This is a genomic window from Streptomyces sp. NPDC045678, assembly GCF_056432085.1.
In genome coordinates, this window is the sequence record NZ_JBWKJS010000009.1 from 217,627 (window position 1) to 234,269 (window position 16,643).

General features: G+C 73.4%; 18 protein-coding genes. 12 read left to right on the forward strand and 6 right to left on the reverse strand.

The window, feature by feature from the left end:
• The 3 genes from AC07DO_RS29930 to AC07DO_RS29940 form a co-directional block, all read right to left on the reverse strand.
• Window positions 1-228: a 4Fe-4S dicluster domain-containing protein gene (locus tag AC07DO_RS29930; RefSeq protein ID WP_055563275.1), complete on the reverse strand. Its 228-nt coding sequence runs from the start codon at window positions 226-228 to the stop codon at window positions 1-3.
• Between the two features lie 62 nt (window positions 229-290).
• Window positions 291-1,058, reverse strand: a complete 768-nt coding sequence (locus AC07DO_RS29935; protein ID WP_479063836.1) for a GntR family transcriptional regulator — start codon at window positions 1,056-1,058, stop codon at window positions 291-293.
• A gap of 221 nt (window positions 1,059-1,279) precedes the next feature.
• Window positions 1,280-2,827, reverse strand: a complete 1,548-nt coding sequence (locus AC07DO_RS29940; protein WP_479063837.1) for an MFS transporter — start codon at window positions 2,825-2,827, stop codon at window positions 1,280-1,282.
• Between the two features lie 124 nt (window positions 2,828-2,951).
• Here AC07DO_RS29940 and AC07DO_RS29945 point away from each other — a divergent pair, with 124 nt between their 5' ends.
• The 11 genes from AC07DO_RS29945 to AC07DO_RS29995 all read left to right on the forward strand — a co-directional run bounded on the left by AC07DO_RS29945 (window position 2,952) and on the right by AC07DO_RS29995 (window position 11,386).
• Entirely contained in the window at window positions 2,952-3,956 is a 1,005-nt protein-coding gene (locus AC07DO_RS29945; protein ID WP_479063838.1) for an Lrp/AsnC family transcriptional regulator, read from the forward strand.
• Window positions 3,957-4,043: 87 nt separating this feature from the next.
• Window positions 4,044-4,643 (forward strand): response regulator transcription factor, encoded by a 600-nt coding sequence (locus AC07DO_RS29950; RefSeq protein WP_479063839.1) that lies wholly within the window; start codon window positions 4,044-4,046, stop codon window positions 4,641-4,643.
• Between the two features lie 144 nt (window positions 4,644-4,787).
• Window positions 4,788-5,423, forward strand: coding sequence for a response regulator transcription factor (locus AC07DO_RS29955; RefSeq protein ID WP_479063840.1), 636 nt, complete (start codon window positions 4,788-4,790; stop codon window positions 5,421-5,423).
• 129 nt (window positions 5,424-5,552) lie between these two features.
• Window positions 5,553-5,885, forward strand: a complete 333-nt coding sequence (locus AC07DO_RS29960; protein ID WP_479063841.1) for a hypothetical protein — start codon at window positions 5,553-5,555, stop codon at window positions 5,883-5,885.
• Window positions 5,882-6,946, forward strand: a complete 1,065-nt coding sequence (locus AC07DO_RS29965) for a transglutaminase domain-containing protein (protein WP_479063842.1) — start codon at window positions 5,882-5,884, stop codon at window positions 6,944-6,946. The genes AC07DO_RS29960 and AC07DO_RS29965 overlap by 4 nt, the downstream gene beginning before the upstream one ends.
• A 29-nt stretch (window positions 6,947-6,975) precedes the next feature.
• Window positions 6,976-7,551: a hypothetical protein gene (locus tag AC07DO_RS29970; protein ID WP_479063843.1), complete on the forward strand. Its 576-nt coding sequence runs from the start codon at window positions 6,976-6,978 to the stop codon at window positions 7,549-7,551.
• Between the two features lie 13 nt (window positions 7,552-7,564).
• Window positions 7,565-8,248 (forward strand): hypothetical protein, encoded by a 684-nt coding sequence (locus tag AC07DO_RS29975; RefSeq protein ID WP_479063844.1) that lies wholly within the window; start codon window positions 7,565-7,567, stop codon window positions 8,246-8,248.
• A 13-nt stretch (window positions 8,249-8,261) separates the two neighbouring features.
• The gene (locus AC07DO_RS29980; protein WP_479063845.1) at window positions 8,262-8,876 is read left to right on the forward strand and encodes a hypothetical protein; all 615 of its coding nucleotides are present in this window, start codon (window positions 8,262-8,264) and stop codon (window positions 8,874-8,876) included.
• A complete protein-coding gene (locus AC07DO_RS29985; protein WP_479063846.1) occupies window positions 8,873-9,343 on the forward strand; it encodes a hypothetical protein in 471 nt (156 codons plus the stop codon). Before AC07DO_RS29980 ends, AC07DO_RS29985 begins: the two co-directional genes overlap by 4 nt.
• Before the next feature lie 29 nt (window positions 9,344-9,372).
• Window positions 9,373-10,707 (forward strand): hypothetical protein, encoded by a 1,335-nt coding sequence (locus tag AC07DO_RS29990; RefSeq protein WP_479063847.1) that lies wholly within the window; start codon window positions 9,373-9,375, stop codon window positions 10,705-10,707.
• A 1-nt stretch (window position 10,708) separates the two neighbouring features.
• Window positions 10,709-11,386 (forward strand): class I SAM-dependent DNA methyltransferase, encoded by a 678-nt coding sequence (locus AC07DO_RS29995; RefSeq protein ID WP_479063848.1) that lies wholly within the window; start codon window positions 10,709-10,711, stop codon window positions 11,384-11,386.
• Between the two features lie 9 nt (window positions 11,387-11,395).
• On the opposite strand, the gene AC07DO_RS30000 is transcribed toward AC07DO_RS29995, so the two are convergent.
• Entirely contained in the window at window positions 11,396-12,265 is an 870-nt protein-coding gene (locus AC07DO_RS30000) for a LysR substrate-binding domain-containing protein (protein ID WP_479063849.1), read from the reverse strand.
• A gap of 195 nt (window positions 12,266-12,460) precedes the next feature.
• Between AC07DO_RS30000 and AC07DO_RS30005 the strand changes: the two genes are divergently transcribed.
• Window positions 12,461-13,474 (forward strand): bile acid:sodium symporter family protein, encoded by a 1,014-nt coding sequence (locus AC07DO_RS30005; RefSeq protein WP_479064198.1) that lies wholly within the window; start codon window positions 12,461-12,463, stop codon window positions 13,472-13,474.
• Here AC07DO_RS30005 and AC07DO_RS30010 read toward each other — a convergent pair.
• Together AC07DO_RS30010 and AC07DO_RS30015 are read right to left on the reverse strand one after the other, a co-directional pair.
• The gene (locus AC07DO_RS30010; RefSeq protein ID WP_479063850.1) at window positions 13,410-14,675 is read right to left on the reverse strand and encodes a hypothetical protein; all 1,266 of its coding nucleotides are present in this window, start codon (window positions 14,673-14,675) and stop codon (window positions 13,410-13,412) included. The genes AC07DO_RS30005 and AC07DO_RS30010 overlap by 65 nt on opposite strands.
• 10 nt (window positions 14,676-14,685) lie before the next feature.
• On the reverse strand, window positions 14,686-16,581 hold the full coding sequence (locus AC07DO_RS30015) for an exo-alpha-sialidase (RefSeq protein WP_479063851.1): 1,896 nt from the start codon (window positions 16,579-16,581) through the stop codon (window positions 14,686-14,688).
• Between the last annotated feature and the right edge of the window lie 62 nt (window positions 16,582-16,643).

A 16,643-nucleotide genomic window follows, 5' to 3' on the forward strand; every position in this document is an offset into this window, starting at 1 on the left:
TCACCTGAGCAGGTAGGGCATGTTGACGGTGACCGCGCCGGTGGGGCACCGGGCCGCGCACGGACCGCAGTACCAGCACTCGTCGACGTGCATGTACGCCTTGCCGTTGTCCTCGCGGATCGCGAGCGAGTCGAGCGGGCACATGTCGACGCAGAGGGTGCAGCCGTCGATACAGCGGGACTCGTCGATGGTCACGGGCACGTCGGCGCGCTGCGGGACAACAGGCATGGCTGTCTCCAGGACTCGGGGAAGGGGTCGAGGAAGGACCCGGGAAAGGGGGGAGGGTGGGGTCAGACGGATCGGCGCAGGACGCCGCTCATCGTGATGCGGTCGCCGCGGAAGCGGATGAACTCCAGGTCCACGGGCCGCCCGTCCGGCAGATGGGTGAGCCGCTCCAGCATCAGGACGGCACTCCCGCGCGGCGCCTCGAGGACCGCGGCGGAGTGCGCGTCGGCGTTCACGGCCTCCAGCGTCATGTCGGCGTGCCCCAGCGAGCCGCCGGTCACCGTCTCCAGGAGCCGGAACACGTCCGTGTTCTCCAGGTCGCAGCCGAGCAGTTCGCCGCCCACGTCCATGGGCAGGTACGACAGGTCCAGCGAGAGCGGCAGTCCGTTCAGGCGGCGCAGCCGCTCGATACAGAGCACGTCGGTGTGGTCGGGCAGCCCGAGCCGGCGCGCCACCGGTCCCGGCGCGCCGACCGGGCCGACGGTGCGGACCTCGTTGGTGACCCTGCCGTGTTCGTGCAGGGTCTCGGCGAGGCCCTGGAGTCGGTCGAGGGCGTGCGGGTACTTCTCGCACACGACGACGGTGCCGACGCCGGACCTCCGGTCCACGAGCTGCTCGCCGCGCAGCAGGTCGAGGGCCTGCCGGACGGTGTTGCGGCTGGCACGGTAGTCGGCGGCGATGACGTCCTCCAACGGCAGCACGCCGCGCGGGAAGCCGCCCGTGAGGATCTGGTGGCGCAGCAGATCGGCGAGTTGCCGTGCCTGGTCCGCACGCAGCCGCCGGCGCCGCGCGGCGGCGACCGGAAGCGAGGCGGGGCTGTGTTCGGCTGGCATGGCAGGGAACGTACCGGCGCGGTGGGCGTGGTGGTGTTGCGGCAGCATTGCGCCACCTGACGCCCCCGGTCACACCGCCCTGACCTGCCGCGACGCGGGATGATGTGCAAGATCCGCCACCGGAGTGCCCACTTCGTGGACAGCTTCGGTGGCGGAACCGAGACGGCGTACCGTCAGCGGCGACGTACCACTAGCGGCCGCGTACCGTCAGCACGGCGCCTTCACCGCCTCGCTTCCTCAACGTGCCGCGGTCGGCGCGGAGTTCCCGCGGACCCGTCCGCCGACGGCGTGCCGGAGTCGCCCGCGCTCCCGCCGTCCCCCGGACCGGCGGCCCCCCGTTTCCCCGGCGCCCGCACCATCAGCAGCACCAGGACGCCCGCGACCAGACCCGCCACGCCCGCGGCCAGCGACGCCCCGTTGAGCCCCGACGCGAACGCGGCGCGGACCGCGTGCTCCGGCACCGTGCCGTGCAGGGCCGCGGCGCCACCGCCCGCGGCGGTGTGCGCCGCGTCGTGACCGAGCGAGTCCTGCATGCGCGCGGTCAGCACCGTCCCGAACAGGGCGACCCCGATCGCGTACCCGAGCTGGCGGAAGGTGTTGACCGCGCCGCCCGCCATCCCGGCGTTCGCGGGCGGCACCGAGGCGAGCGCCGCCCCCGCGAGACCCGGCGCGACCAGACCGGCGCCGACACCCGTGAGCGTGAGCCCCGGCGCGAGCGTCCCCCAGGACGACCCCGCGTCGAGCACCGCCATGCACAGCCCGCCCGCCCCGATCAGGAGCAGCCCGACACCGATGACCAGACGCGGCGCCACCCCGTGCAGCAGCCGCCCGGCGAGCAGCGCCACCACGAACGACGTCGCGGCGAGCGGCAGCAGCACCAGACTGCCGCGCACCGGACTCATCCCCAGCACGGTCTGCAGCCAGATGGAGAGGTACGGGACGACACCGAACGCGGCCCCGTTGTAGCCGACCGCGCCGATCAGCACCCCGGTGAAGGCGGGCTTGCGCAGCAGCCGCAGGTCGAGGAGCGGCTGCGCCACGCGCCGCTCGACCAGGACGAAGCAGAGCAGCGCGAGCGCCGACACCGCGAACGACGTGCCGGCGGCCGCCGAAGCCCAGCCGTCCGCCCCGCCCCGCAGCACCCCGTACGTCCCCGCGCCCGCGAAGCACGCGAACGCCGCCGTGCCCGCCCAGTCGACCCGGCGCCCGGCGGGCCCGCGCGACTCCGGCACCAGACGCAGCGTCAGCCAGATCGACGCGACGCTCACCGGCAGGTTCACGAAGAAGATCCAGCGCCAGCCCGGCCCCTCCGTGAGCAGCCCGCCCACGATGGGCCCGAGCGCCGCCGACGCCCCGCTCACCGCACCCCACACGCCGAGCGCGGCCGACCGGTCGCGCCCCTGGTAGGCGGCGCCGAGCAGCGGCAGCGTCGTCGCGAGCATCGCCGCCGCGCCAAGACCCTGCACGGCGCGCGCCGCCACCAGCACGTTCGCGTCCGACGCGAGTCCGCAGCCCAGCGAGGCGACCGCGAACAGCGCGGTGCCCATGACGTTGAGCCGCCGCCTGCCGAACACGTCGGCCGCGGCGCCGACGCCGAGCAGCAGCGCGGCCAGCGCGAGCGCGTAGCCGTCGATGACCCACTGCAAGTCGCTCAGTGACGCGTTCAGCGCCGCCGCCATGTCGGGCAGCGCCACGATCACGATCGTCACGTCCAGCAGCAGCATGAACGTCCCCAGAGACACCGCCGCAAGCGGCCCCCATGTACGCATTTCCTGTTCCTCCGAATCCCCGTCCGATGCCCGTAGGCGTCCTCGTACGATGAGTCGGCGGCGGACGAAGCCGGTGCCAGGTGCCCATGGAGCACACGAATCCGACACAGGAGACCCGTCAGTGATGGATGTCGACATCTTCGACGAGCTGGACCTCAAGCTGCTGCACGCCCTGGAGATCGACGGCAGGGCGTCCTTCAGCCGCATCGCGGGCGTCCTCGGCGTCTCCGACCAGACCGTCGCCCGCCGCTTCCGCCGGCTGCGGGCCGAGGCGGGCCTGCGCGTCGTCGGCGTGCGCGACACCCGCAGACTCGGACAGGACGAGTGGATGCTGCGGCTGCGCTGCGCGCCCGACGGCGCCGAGGCCATCGCGACCGCCCTGGCCCGCCGCCCCGACACCGCGTGGGTCCACCTCACGTCGGCGGGCACGGAGGTGGTCTGCATGACGGTGCCCCGGACGCAGGACGACTACGACGACCTGCTCTTCGGCAAGCTCCTGCGCACCCGCAAGCTCGTGGACATCACCGCCCACCAGCTGATGCACCGCTTCTACGGCGGCCGCACCGGGTGGATCGGCAAGCACCGCCCGCTCTCCGACGCGCAGGCGGCCGCGCTCGTCCCCGCCGAGGCGCCCGTCGAAGATCCCGGCAGCGCCGACCGGTCCCGCGGCGGCCCCACCCGCATCGCCCCCGAGGACGAGCCCCTGGTCGCCGCCCTCAAGGCCGACGGCCGCGCCACCTACCCCGAACTGCAACGGCTGACCGGTCGCTCCGAGTCGTCGGTCAAGCGCCGCGTCGCCGCGCTGCTCGGCTCGGGCGCGCTCTACATCGACACCGAGTACGACACCGCCCGCTTCGGCTTCACCACCGCCGCGATGCTCTGGGTGACCGTGGCCCCGGGGGCGCTGGACGCGGTGGGCCGGGCGATGGCCGAGCACCCGGAGATCGCGCACGTCTCCGCGATCACCGGCTCCGCCAACCTGATGGCGAGTGTCCTGACCCGCGACACCGCGGAGCTCTACGCCTACGTGAGCGGCAGACTCGGCGCCCTGGAGGGGGTGCGGCACGTCGAATCGGCGCCCTACGTGCGTCGATTCAAGGAGCTCACCTACCCGCGGCCGCTGCGTTAGCCCTCCGGGACTGGTGCCGCCGGTGCCGATGCGCGAACATGCGGAGCACAGCGGCTCTGTCGCCCTCGGGGGGGTGGTCGGGTGGTGGTGACGCGGAACACGGCCGGGAACGGACATCGCAAGGTGATCCGGGTCGCGGTGGTGGACGAGAACGACATATTCCGCCGCGGGCTCGTGGCCTGCCTGGAGACCGACGAGACGTTCCTCGTCGTGTGCGACGCACGGGACGGGCCCGTACCGGAGACGGTCGACGTCGTACTGGCGTCGGCGCGCGCCGCCCTGGGCCTCGCGGGCCCCGGCCCGCCGAAGCTGATCTGCGGCGAGCCCGGACGTTCCGAAGGGCGCCCGCTCCACGGACCTGCCGACACGGTGCTGTCGCGCACCGGCCTGACCGAGGAACAGGTGCTCGCCGCCGTCCGCGCCGCCGCGTGCGGGCTGCTGGTGGGGACGGTGCCGGGGCCGGCAGCGGCGCGGACCGCGGACCAGGGAAGCGTCGCCGCACTGCCCGAACGCATGCGGAACGTGCTCCGCCTCCTCGCCGACGGCTGCGCGACGCGGGAGATCGCCGAACGGATCGGATACTCGGAACGCACCGTCAAGAGCGTGGTGCGGCAGACACAGTGCCGGCTCGGTGCCCGCACCCGCGCCCACGCGGTCGCCGAGGGCATCCGGCGCGGGCTCATCTGAGACGCCCACGCCACCGCTCATCACTCTTCCGCCGCCCGAAAGGGAGACGAACTGCCCTTTGGGGCAGCGCGGGACCGGGCCGTACCCCGAGGTCGGCCCGTGCAGCCGCTTCTCCCGGACGTGCGGTGCTGCTCTGCTTGCTGGATGAAGCGCGCAGACGTCCCGCTGTGGCTGGACGAGTCGAACGTCATCTTCCGGCGGGGCATGGCCGACTGTCTCACCGGGGCAGGCTTCACGATCGTGGGGGAGAGCGCGCGGCTGCGTCCGCTGCCGGAACACGGCGCGGCCGCACTGCTGTTGACCGGCGTGGACGGCGCGGGGGAGGGACTCGCCGGTGTCGGCCGTCTCGTCGCGGCGTGGCCCGTCCCGCTGCTCGGCGTGCTCGACTCGGCCTGCCCCGAACTGGTCCGTTCCGCGCTGGAACACGGCTTCACGGGGCTGCTCGTCCGCGCGGAGATGACGCCCGCATCACTGGTCGCCGCGGTCGACGCCGTCGCGTCGGGTGCGGGGTCGCTGCCGCCCGCCGTCCTCACCGGACTCCTCGCCGGCACCGGCGGCGACCACACGGGGCTGCGGGCGGCGGCCGCCAAGTTGCTCGCACGGCGCGAACTCGACGTCCTGAGACTGCTCGCGGAGGGCGGCAGCACCCGGGAGATCGCCGACGCGCTCTGCTACTCGGAGCGCACCGTGAAGAACATCGTGCACGACACCCTCGCCAAGCTGAACTGCCGCACCCGCGCCCACGCGGTGGCGATCGTGGTGCGCCAGGGCGCCCTCTGACCGGCTGCCCCTCCGGCCGCCCTTCCGGCCGCACCGTTGACTGCCCGGACGCATCTCGTCCCGGGCCCCCCGGCGGCCTAGCGTCGAGGCACGGCAGAACGGTGAACGGCTCTTCAGGGGAGGCGACATGTGCTGCGGGTACTGCTGGTCGGCTTCGGCGACATCGCGGGACGGGGGATCAGGTCCATCCTGCGCGACCCCGGAATCCTGGTCGCCGAGTGCGGGACCGACGCCGTGACCGCGGCGGTGGCCGGGATCCGACCCGACGTGCTGGTCCTGGAGTCGGGGCCGCGGGGCGGCGGCGCGCTCGCCGCGCGGCTCGCGGCCCGGACACCGGGGACGACCGTGGTGCTCTGCTCGGCCCACCGCACCGACCTGCGCGTGTACCCGGCGTCGGGCGGCTGCTTCACACGGCCGCTGAGCACGTGGTCCCTCATCGACAGCGTGCGGGGGACGGCGTGAGCGCGCCGGTGACCATGCGGATCACCACGTACCGCGTCCCGTCCGGGCCCGCGGGCACCGCGCGGACGGTGGAGCACATGAGGTCGCTGATCCTCCGCGGCGGCAAGGACATGGTCGTACGCCGTAGCGCGGTGCGGCTGCTCAAGGCGCGGGGCGTGCGTCCCAAGGACTACCTCGGAGAGATCGCGGCGCTGTTCGAAGGGGTGCGGCGGACGATCCGCTACACCCGCGACCCGTACCGGGTGGAACTGCTGCACTCCGCACGCCGGATGCTCCAGCTGCGGGCGGGCGACTGCGACGACATGACCATCCTGCTCGGCGCGCTGCTGCAGTCCGTCGGACACCAGGTCCGCATCGTCCTCGTCGGCCCCGACCCCGCTCGTCCCGGCCTGTTCACGCACGTGTACCCCGAGGTCGAGCACCGGGGCCGCTGGATCGCGCTGGACGCCACGATGCCGCACCCCATGGGCTGGGCGCCCGACAGCCCGGTGAAAAAGGTCGTTCCGCTCCGCCCGCGCAGGAGCGCACCGGTGGGAGCGGTGGCCCCGACGAGCGAGAGAAGGGAACGTGCCATGGAACCAGCGGCGTTGGACGGCACCCTCGGGCAGCTGCCCGCAGGACCGGCGGCGGAACTGGTCGCGGCCGTACGCCGCGAAGGGCTGCCCGCACGCGATCCGCGCGTACGGGCAGTCTGGGCCGGACTGCGGGCCCAGGGTCTGCTCGGCAGGGACCCGTGGGTGCGGCAGGTGCTCCGCAGGATCTGGCAGACGGGGCTCCCGCCGGCCCACCGGCCGCGCACGGCGGCCCGGCTGGAGGCCGCGCTGCGGTACGCGGAGGCGCCTGCCGCCGCGCCGCAGGCGTACTCCGAGGCGTACCCCGGCCCCTGGAGCACCACGTTCGTCGGCCCCCGCCATCCGTACGGGTACCGCCCGGCGTACGGGCAGCGTCCGTGGCGCCCCCGACCCCGGCCGCCGTACGGGCAGGGCCCGTGGCCTCCCGTCCACCGGCCGCCCACCTCGTACGCGTACCCGCGCGCCACGCGCCCCCTTCGGTACCGCTGAGAACTGAGAGCTGAGAGGAGAACGCCGCGATGGCTCGGGTGACCGGCGTCAAGGAGAAGCTGCACAGTCCCCTGTACGACGCCTTCTTCCTGCGTGACGCACAGGACCGATTCGAGGACAGGATGACCGACCCGCGTGTCATCCGCTTCTTCGTCGACGTGCAGGACAAGACACGTCTGGAGACGAACATGCAGGCGGCCGGCGTGCTGCCCAGTCTCAACACCTTCGAGGCGCGGGCGATGCGCGTGGTGATCAGTGACACGGCGCCCTCCCACGAGCATCCGGACGCCTTCATCCCGGATCTGGTGTTCAGCTCCGTGGTGACGCTGCTGGTCGGCGAGAAGGAGGCGATCACGGCGCCGACGTACATGTTCCCCTCCGGCGCCGGTGTGGTCTCGGGCAACGGCTCCGCCCCGCTCGGCCACGGGGTGCCCGACCCGATGGCCACCTTCCGTTTCGCCGAGCCGGTGTTCATCGAACCGCAGCAGAACTTCCGCGTGGAGATGCTCTTCCCGCGCGGCCTGCCCGCGTCCGTCGCCGACGCGACGGGCCCCCGGCACCTCTGGGTGGTCCTCGACGGCTACCTGGAGCGCGACGTCCAGTAGGGAGGCATCACACATGTTGTACGACGGATACGAGGGCTTCGACGAGTACGACGGCTACGAGGGCCACGAGGGGATGGACGGCTACGACGGCCTCGGTGACGAGGAGTTGATGACCGTACAGGGCCTCGACGGGTACGCGGGGTACGACGGGTACGCGGGGTACGGCGCCTGCGACGACATGGGCCAGTACGACGATCTGGCCCAGTACGAGGACATCGCCCAGTACGAAGACCTCGGCCACGCCTACCGGCCGCACGCCCCCCGCACCGCCCGGTGCGTACCGGGCGAGGTGCGCCAAGGCGGCGACGGGCGCCTCTACCAGTGGGTGGAGGGGTACGACGGGCTCGGCTCCCCCGTGGGGTTCTGGTCCCTGCTGCCCGCCATCGCCAAGACGGTGCTGCCGCTGGCGGCACGCTATCTGCCCCAGGTGATGCGCGTCGCCCAGGGCCGTCGGCGGGCGCTGCCGCGTGCCGTACCGGTCCCGGTGCCCTATGCCGTGCAGGCGCCGCAGCCACCGCAGCCGCCGCCGGCCGAGGAGGACGAAGAGCTGCGCGGCTACGGCGAGGGCGACGAACCGCTCGCCGCCGACGACGAGCCCGGCGTCGGCATGGAGGGCTACGTCCGTGAACGCCGCGCCACGTCAAGGGAGTTCCGCCGACCGGCGCAGGCCCCGGAGCTCTGGCGGCCCATCTGGTGATCCGGAGGTCACGATGCAGTACGAGCAGCAGTACGGGCCGCAGTACGAGCAGATGCCGGTGCACAGGCCGCCCGACCCCGGCAACGGCCACGGGCCCCGGGCCCGCCCTTCGGTCAAGGAGATCCCCTACGACCACGTGGCGGTCCTGAGGCTGCGCGGCCGGGCGGGCAACCGGGTCGAGGACACCATCAGCATCAGCGTCGACGGCGCCTTCGTCGCCACGTCGATCGGCTACAGCTTCATCCCCGCGCCCCCGACGGGCGGCGTGATCAACGGCCAGGCCATCACCCTGCCGCCACCGTTCGACGCTTTGGTGGCGGCCGCCTTCAACGACCCGGCCGACGCGGCCCGTTGTCTGTTCGCGCGCTTCTGCGGCATCGACTTCACGTACAGCATCATCGACAGCGGCACCGGGCGCGAGCTGCAGAACCGGGCGATCCACAACATCGCGGGGCTCGGCAGCTCCGACGGGGTCCGGCCGTTCAGGCCCATGGCGAAGCCGATGCTCTTCCTGCCCCGCTCCACCATTCGCGTCGTCGTCGACGAGGTGTCCGAAGGGCCCCTCTACGAGAACGCGCAGTTATACCTGGTACTGCACGGCTACAAGATGCTCGGGTACCTGCCGTGACGGTCTGCGGCAGGACCGGCGTGGGCCAGTGCGAGGTCTGCGGGCGTCCCCTGGACGCTCGCGTCTTCGACGACTCCAGCATCGTGGCCGCGCCGGGCCCGGGGGAGGAGGCCGTGCTCGCGCGGTTCGCGCTGCCACCGACGCACTGCGGTGTCCTGCGGTACTTCGCGCAGTTCACCGACCGCTTCGCGCGTGACCCGGGGCGTGCGGCGACGCCGGGTTACCGGTGGCAGATCCGCAGCGACGTGCAGCCCCTCGACCCGTACCTCTCCTTCGGCCACGTCATCAATCCGTGGGGTCTTTCGGGGTTCCCCGTCGACATCCGCCTCGCCGAGGGCGCCGTCATCGAGTTCACCGTCCGCAACACGGGCGCCTCACGCGCGGACGAACTGACCGAAGTGGGCGGGCGGCTCCTGGGGCGGCACTGGTACGACACCCGGTTCGGCGGCGCGCCGGGCCTTCTGTGAGCGACCACGGACACGAGGAGCGGGACGCGATGGTGTACGTACGAACGCCCGACGGGCCCGGTGAACTGGGGCAGGGGCCGGTCACGCCGCGACGGGACGCCTGCGCGGCGTACCGGCGGGACAGCAGGCCGCACGACGCCGCGTCGACGGAGCTGATCGCGCAGCTGCGCCTGCCTGTCACCGCCGCGCAGACGGTTCTCCAGGCCCGGCGCGCGGACGCGCTGCGCCGCCTCTTCGACGGGCTCGACGGCCCGACGGCCCGGCGCCTCGCCGCGCGCCTCGACGACCGGGCCGATCCCCTGGCGCGGTTCTTCGACTGCGAACTGTCGACGCCGCTCAGGGCGGAGCTGCGGGCCCGGCTGGTCCGCCCGCCCGCGCCCTCGTCCGTGCCGCGGCCCCTCCCGGTGACGCCGGCCGTCCCGGCGATGCCGACCGCCCCGCCGCCGGGACCGGGGCCCTGGATACCGGGGGTGCCCGCCCGGACCCCGCCCCTGTGGCCCTTCCCGCCCGGCGGGCGGCCGCCGGTGACGCCCACGCCCTGCCCGCCCGGCATGTGGTGCGGACCGCCCCGGGACGTCTTCGACATGCCGCGCGACACCGGGCCCGGGGTCTCGGTGACGGATCTGCTGCGGCGGGCGCGGCAGGTACTCGACCTGGCCGTCGCGGCAGGGGCGACCGGAGCGGCCGTCGCCGGGCTCGCGGCGGCCCTGGCCGGGGCGGGCAAGCTGGCGGGGCTGATCGGCGGGTCCGGGATCGGCACCGCGCTGGTCTTCGACCCGGCGGCGGGCGCGCTGTCGATGGCGCCGTTCCCGCGGGGCACGGACCCGCACTATCTGGTGCTCAGGGCGCGGGCGACGGCGTTGCGGCGTCCGGAGTGGGTCCAACTGGAGCGGCAGCTGCAGGAGTTGGTCGCGCAGGAGAACGCGCTGCGTGAGCAGGCCCGCGACCCGCGGGGGCGCTGGCAGAAGCGGCAGCCGGGCGACAGCCCGCCGGGGGCGCCCTTCGCGGACGTGGTGTGCGACCGCGTCCGGCGCGTCTTCCCCTTCTCGGCCCGCGAGGTCCATGTGCGTGCCTATGCGTCCCCGTCCCCGCCCCGGCCCGGACTCCGCCGCACCCTGGGAAACCGGGTGATCATCGACTGCGTCGGCTCCCGCTGGAGCAACCGTGGCCTCAGGCTCTTCGAAGCCAAGTCGGGCGGCGGGCTCCGGCGCGCCCAGATCTTCGAGTACCCGAGGCTGACGGCGCACGGCGGGCTGATCGTCAGCGACCGCGGCCCCTACCGCGCCGGTCAGCAGATCCCCGCGGGCACTCCGGTCACGATCGTCACCCCCGCCAACCTCGACCTCGTCCTCCCGCTGCCGTGAGATGGCCGTTCCCTACGAGATCCTCGCCGCCGAGTACGACGCCCTGCTCGGCGACCGTGCCTTCGCCAGGCTCCGGCGTTCCTTCGAGCGGATCGAACGCCGCTACGGCCTCACGTTCCGCTCCGCCGCCGACGTGGGCTGCGGCACCGGAACCTTCGTCGCCCACCTGCGCTCGCGCGGGGTGCGTCCGGTGTGGGGCGTGGACCGCTCGCCGCACATGCTCGCCGAGGCGCTCGCCAAGAACCGCGGGAACGGCGCCCGCTTCCTCCTCCAGGACCTGCGCGCCCTGCGGCTCCCGCACCCCGTCGACCTGCTCACCTGCCAGTTCGACACCCTGAACTACCTGCTCGCACCGTCCCACCTGCGCACCGCCGTGCGCGCGTTCGCGCACGCCCTGCGGCCGGGCGGCCACGCGGTCTTCGACATGATCGTCGGGAACGGCCCGTACGGCCCGTACGGCCGAGACGGCGGGCGCGTACAGCGCGTGCTCATGGCGCGCGCCGGTCCGCCGTACGAGATCCACGAGCAGCGCGCGTACACCCTCGACGAGATCCGCGCCGCGCTCGCCGGGAGCGGCCTGCGGCTGCGCGGCGTGCACCGCGTGCCCGAGCCGCGCCCCGAGCGCGGGACCGCCCGCCTCAATTTCGTGGCGCGGAGGGAGCTCGAAGGCGGGCTCTGAGGGGACGGGTCAGCGGCCGCCCCGGTGCAGCCGGTCCCCGCCCGCCAGGATCGCCGCGGCCAGCGCGTCCGCCGCCTCCTGGGCCGACGCGCGCCGTTCGCCCTGGAGCAGGACGAAGTCGACCGGACCCAGCTCGGGGAGGCCCGCCCGGTCCGGGACGCGGACCAGGCCGGGCGGGATCAGACCCCGCGAGTGAGCCATCACGCCGAGGCCCGCGCGGGCCGCCGCCACCAGGCCGTTGAGGCTGCCGCTGGTGCAGGCCACGCGCCAGGAGCGGCCCCGGCGCTCCAGGGCCTCGAAGGCGAGGGCGCGGGTGATGCCGGGCGGGGGATAGACGATCAGCGGCACCGGCCGTTCGGGGTCGAGCCGCAGCCGTTCGGCGCCGATCCAGACCAGGTCGTCCTGCCACACCAGTTCGCCGCGCGGGTCCTCCGGGCGCCGCTTGGCGAGCACGAGGTCGAGTTTGCCCGCGTCCAGCTGTCGGTGCAGCGTGCCGGAGAGTTCGACGGTCAGCTCCAGGTCGACGTCGGGGTGGTCGTGCCGGAACGACTCCAGGATGTCGGTGAGCCGGGTGAGGACGAAGTCCTCCGACGCCCCGAACCGCAGCCGCCCGCCGAGCCGCTTCCCGGCGAAGAACGCAGCGGCCTGTTCGTGCGCCGCCAGGATCCTGCGGGCGAAGCCGAGCATGGCCTCGCCGTCCTCGGTCAGCTCGACGCTGTGCGTGTCGCGCGTGAACAGCTGCCGCCCGGTGGCGTCCTCCAGACGGCGCACGTGCTGGCTGACGGTCGACTGGCGCAGGCCGAGCCGACGGGCGGCCAGGGTGAAGCTCAGCGTCTGGGCGACCGCGAGGAACGTACGGAGCTGCGAAGGGTCGTACACGCGCATCAGCCTAGCGCCGGTCATCGCGGAACATGATGACAGTCAGAGCGGTGTACGGGATTCCCGATCACCCACAGCAGGAGGATCATGGAGAGAGCGGTCCCGCACCACCGCGGGAGCACCCCGCACCACACGGCGGGACCACCCGCACCGAGAGCATGGAGCACCGTGAAACGCCTGAAGTGGCCGTCCTGGATGCCGGTCGACCCGTACATCGTGGCGTTGCTCGCGACCCTGGGCCTCGCGGCCCTGCTGCCCGCCCGCGGCACGTCCGCCGATGTCGCCTCCGGTGCCTCCACCGCCGCCGTCTCGCTGCTCTTCTTCCTCTACGGCTCCCGGCTCTCCACCCGTGAGGCACTCGACGGGCTCAAGCACTGGCGGCTCCACGTCACGGTCCTGGCCTGCACGTTCGTCGTGTTCCCGCTGCTCGGGCTCGCCGCGAAGGGCCTTGTCCCGTACGTCCTGACGCCCGCGCTCTTCAGCGGCTTCCTCTTCCTCACCCTCGTGCCCTCGACGATCCAGTCGTCCATCGCCTTCACGTCGATGGCCCGCGGCAACGTGCCCGCGGCGATCTGCGCGGGCTCCTTCTCCTCGCTGGCCGGCATCGTGCTGACGCCGCTGCTCGCGGCCGCCCTGCTCGGCGACAGCGGTGGCGGGTTCTCCGCCGACTCGCTCCTCAAGATCGTGCTGCAGCTGCTTGTGCCGTTCCTCGCCGGACAGCTCCTGCGCCGGTGGGTGGGCGGCTTCATAACGCGCCACAAGAAGGTCCTCGGCTACGTGGACCGCGGCTCGATCCTGCTCGTCGTCTACACCGCGTTCAGCGAGGGCATGGTGCAGGGCATCTGGGGCCGGGTGCACCCGCTGCGGCTGCTCGCGCTGCTCGGCGTCGAGGCGGTGCTGCTCGCGGTCATGCTGGCCCTGACCTGGTACGGCGCGAAGCGGCTCGGCTTCGGCCGCGCCGACCGGATCGCGATCCAGTTCGCCGGGTCGAAGAAGTCCCTGGCCTCCGGGCTGCCCATGGCGAGCGTCCTGTTCGGCGCGGACGCCTCGCTGGCGGTGCTTCCGCTGATGCTCTTCCACCAGATGCAGCTGATGGTCTGCGCGGTCATCGCCAAGCGCCGCTCGCGGGATCCGGAGGAGTCCGTCAGCGGGCCGCCGCGAGCCGCAGCGACACGAACCGCGGTCGGTACAGGGACACGTTCCGGGTGACGTTCGCCTGCGCGGTGGCGGGCGTCGCGTCCAGCCAGTTCACGTCGTAGCTCAGCACGACACGGCCGTCCCCGGCCCCGTCCCCGACGAGCGCCGGGTGGGCCTGCGGGTTGTAGGCGGCGGTGTCCTGGCGGGGCGCGCTGTCCTTGGGCAGGGCGGCCTCGAAGGCCTTGGCGGGGCCGTGCCAGGGGCCGGTGGGGGAGCAGGACCAGTACGAGGTGACGGTGGTCAGCCCCTCGGTGCCGGCCGCCATCGTGAACAGCACGTACGTCCCGTCGTCCCGCACCACGGTGAACGCGCTGCCCACCCCCTTGCGCCTGCCGTCCCCGAGCACGGCCCGTGGCGTGACGTCGTGCCCCCACTCGTCGCCGTCCCAGTACTCCCACGCCGAGCCGTCGCCGAGGCTGCCGTGCGGCACCCGTGCGACGTACGCGTCCGAGGAGGGCCGCGAGGTCGCCTGGGCGTCCGTGCCGCCGAAGACGTACGTCCAGTCCTCGTCGTCGGCCGTCGTCGTGCCGTACAGGACGCGCTTCTCGGGGTCGCCGACCGAGAGCTGGTCGGAGACCTTCGTGATGCCCTCGACCCGCAGGTCGGGCAGCGAGAGCGTGGCGACCTCGGTGGCGACGGGGACGCCGTAGATCCACGGGCCCTGGCTGGCCATGCGGTTCCACAGCAGGACGCGCACGACCCGCTCGTCGCCGCCCGGGGTGCGGGGCTCCACGCGCGCCGCGACCGGCCACCGCCACTGCTGGGGCGCGGGCTCGGGGAAGAGCGGCGCGGCGAGGGTGCGCTGCAAGGTGCCCGAACGGGACATCACCACGGCCGAGTTGCGGACCATGGGCGTGTTCGTGTCGCGCCAGGTGTGCGGCTGGCCCGCCGGGTTCGGGGGCGCGTGGACCTGGCCGAGGAAGGTGTCGGAGAACAGCCACAGCACGCGCCCGTCCGGCAGGCGCACGGAGTGGGTGCCGTCGCCGCCGGTCCAGTCGTCCGTGCGCGTCATGTCGTCGCCGTAGCGCGCGAACTCGCCGGTTGGCCCGTCCTCGGCGGCCGAGGAGGCGACGGTGCGGGGCCGGCACGCCGCACCGCCCTCCCGGTCGTCTTCCGGGAGGGCGATGAGCAGGACGGCCGCGCAGGCCAGGACCAGCAGCAGGACCGGCCAGATCCTGCGCGGCCCCGACGCGGCACGTTCGCGGGCGGACACGCCGGGGACGTTAGTTGCTGCCGCGCACGTGGTCCATGGGGAGCCGGACGACGGTGTCCCGTGTCACAGGAGCATCACCCGTACGCAGGCCTCCCACCTCGGCGTCGTCCATAGCCCGGTCGTACACGCGCACTTCGTCGATCGCTCCGGTGAAGTGGGCGCGGCTGTCGAGCCGTTGCCCGACGTGGACGCCGAACGGCGAGTTGCGGCTGACCGTGCCCGGCACGTCGGCGGCGGAGACCTGCGTACCGTCGAGGAACAGTGTCAGACGGCCGTCGCCGCGGCGCAGCGCGAGGTGATGCCATGCCCCGTCGTTGTACGCGCCCGTCGTGCGCACCGAGGCGGACTTCGGCGGCGCCGCGCCGTCCCGGGTGGTGATGAGGCCGGTGACGCGGTTGCTCGCCGGCTCGCCGCGCAGCCACACCTGCGGCTGGTTGGTGCCGATGCCGCCCATCCACAGCAGCGGCTGCTCGCCGGTCGTCCCGTCGTAGCGGAACCACAGGGAGGCCGTGAAGTCCTTGGTTCCCAGCGGGAGTCGGCGGTCGAACGGGAGCCGCACCGCGTCGTCCGTGCCGTCGAAGGCGAGCGCGCCCCCGAAGCGGCCCGGGGTCACACGCGCCCCGCCGAGCACCGCGGCGGGACGCGCCCCCGGTGCGCGGTCGCTCGTGGTGGGGTCGGGGCCCCGGCGCGGCTTCAGCCAGTCCTCGGTGAAGCGGGCGAAGCGGATCTCGTCGCGCGCGTCGACGGCGCCGCCCTCGTACAGCAGCCCCACGTGTGTGCGGTCGGCCCGCACCAGGTCCGAGTAGCCGGACCAGTCCGTGGTCACCGTGGTGCCCCGGTCGACGCTGTCCCAGGTGCGCCCGCCGTCGTAGGACGAGCGGATCTGCATCGTGCGGCGGCGGTCCGGGTCGGCCGGGCAGGCCAGCAGCATCCGCTTGCCGAATTGCAGGGTGGAGCCCTGCACTTGGGGCGTGTAGAGGTCGGGGATCGCGCGGAAGGGCGCGGCGTACGTGGTGCCGCCGTCCCGGCTGACGGTGTGCGTGCGGTGGCCCAGGTCCGTGCCGTCCTGTTCACGGCCGCTGACGTAGACCGCCCCGTCGGGCCGCTCGGTGATGGTCATCTCGGACGGTTTCTGACGGAACGTACCGTCCGCCGGTATCGGGTACGAGTCCGTCGCGCCGATCTTCCAGTGGTCGCCGCCGTCGTCGCTGACGATCAGCGCGGCGTGGTTGGCGGTGACCCGACTGCCGTTCCACGTCTCGGTGTTGGCCGTGAGGACGAGACGTCCCTTGTGCCGGCCGTGGGTCAGCTGGATGCCGTGCACGGGGCCGGTCGCGTACCAGGAGTTCCAGTGCGGCGGCAGGATCTCCTTGCTCAGGTCGCGCGGCGCCGACCAGCTGACGCCGTCGTCGTCGCTGTACTGCAGGTGCGGGGTCCTGTCGCACGGTATGTCGCAGTTCTTGCCGTCCGTGCGTCCCGTGTTGTACGTCTCCGCGAGCAGGACGCGGCCGCTCTCGCGGTCCACGACGGGCGCCGGGTTGCCGTGGGTGTCGCCGTCGCCCTCGTTGATCACCTGGAGCGGGCCCCAGGTGCGGCCTCCGTCGTGCGACCGCTTGAGCACCAGGTCTATGTCGCCGGCGTCGCTGCAGTCGTTGACCCTGCCCTCCGCGAAGGCGAGCAGCGTGCCCTTCGTCGTCCGCACCACGGCAGGGATGCGGTAGCAGGCGTAGCCGGGGTCCCGGTCGGCCTTGAACAGCACCTGCTGCTCGAACGGCGCGGTCGGCTCCGGCGCCGCCCGCACGGCCTGCGCCGCGGGCGCGGGCAGCAGGGCGCCGACGGTGGCGACGGTCAGGGCGGCGGTCGCGGTGCGGAGTGATCTGAGACGTGCGCGAAGGGTCGATGGCATGGTGCGGTCCGCCTTTCGTGGCGACGGCGACTCATGGCGCGTCCTGGCCAGGCCCCGGAGTC

Bases quoted from the DNA above. Each gene is read 5' to 3' on its own strand.
- AC07DO_RS29930 (WP_055563275.1), bottom strand. From the start codon at position 228: ATGCCTGTTGTCCCGCAGCGCGCCGACGTGCCCGTGACCATCGACGAG.
- AC07DO_RS29935 (WP_479063836.1), bottom strand. From the start codon at position 1,058: ATGCCAGCCGAACACAGCCCCGCCTCGCTTCCGGTCGCCGCCGCGCGG.
- AC07DO_RS29940 (WP_479063837.1), bottom strand. From the start codon at position 2,827: ATGCGTACATGGGGGCCGCTTGCGGCGGTGTCTCTGGGGACGTTCATG.
- AC07DO_RS29945 (WP_479063838.1), top strand. From the start codon at position 2,952: ATGGATGTCGACATCTTCGACGAGCTGGACCTCAAGCTGCTGCACGCC.
- AC07DO_RS29955 (WP_479063840.1), top strand. From the start codon at position 4,788: ATGAAGCGCGCAGACGTCCCGCTGTGGCTGGACGAGTCGAACGTCATC.
- AC07DO_RS29970 (WP_479063843.1), top strand. From the start codon at position 6,976: ATGGCTCGGGTGACCGGCGTCAAGGAGAAGCTGCACAGTCCCCTGTAC.
- AC07DO_RS29975 (WP_479063844.1), top strand. From the start codon at position 7,565: ATGTTGTACGACGGATACGAGGGCTTCGACGAGTACGACGGCTACGAG.
- AC07DO_RS29980 (WP_479063845.1), top strand. From the start codon at position 8,262: ATGCAGTACGAGCAGCAGTACGGGCCGCAGTACGAGCAGATGCCGGTG.
- AC07DO_RS29990 (WP_479063847.1), top strand. From the start codon at position 9,373: ATGGTGTACGTACGAACGCCCGACGGGCCCGGTGAACTGGGGCAGGGG.
- AC07DO_RS29995 (WP_479063848.1), top strand. From the start codon at position 10,709: ATGGCCGTTCCCTACGAGATCCTCGCCGCCGAGTACGACGCCCTGCTC.
- AC07DO_RS30005 (WP_479064198.1), top strand. From the start codon at position 12,461: ATGCCGGTCGACCCGTACATCGTGGCGTTGCTCGCGACCCTGGGCCTC.
- AC07DO_RS30015 (WP_479063851.1), bottom strand. From the start codon at position 16,581: ATGCCATCGACCCTTCGCGCACGTCTCAGATCACTCCGCACCGCGACC.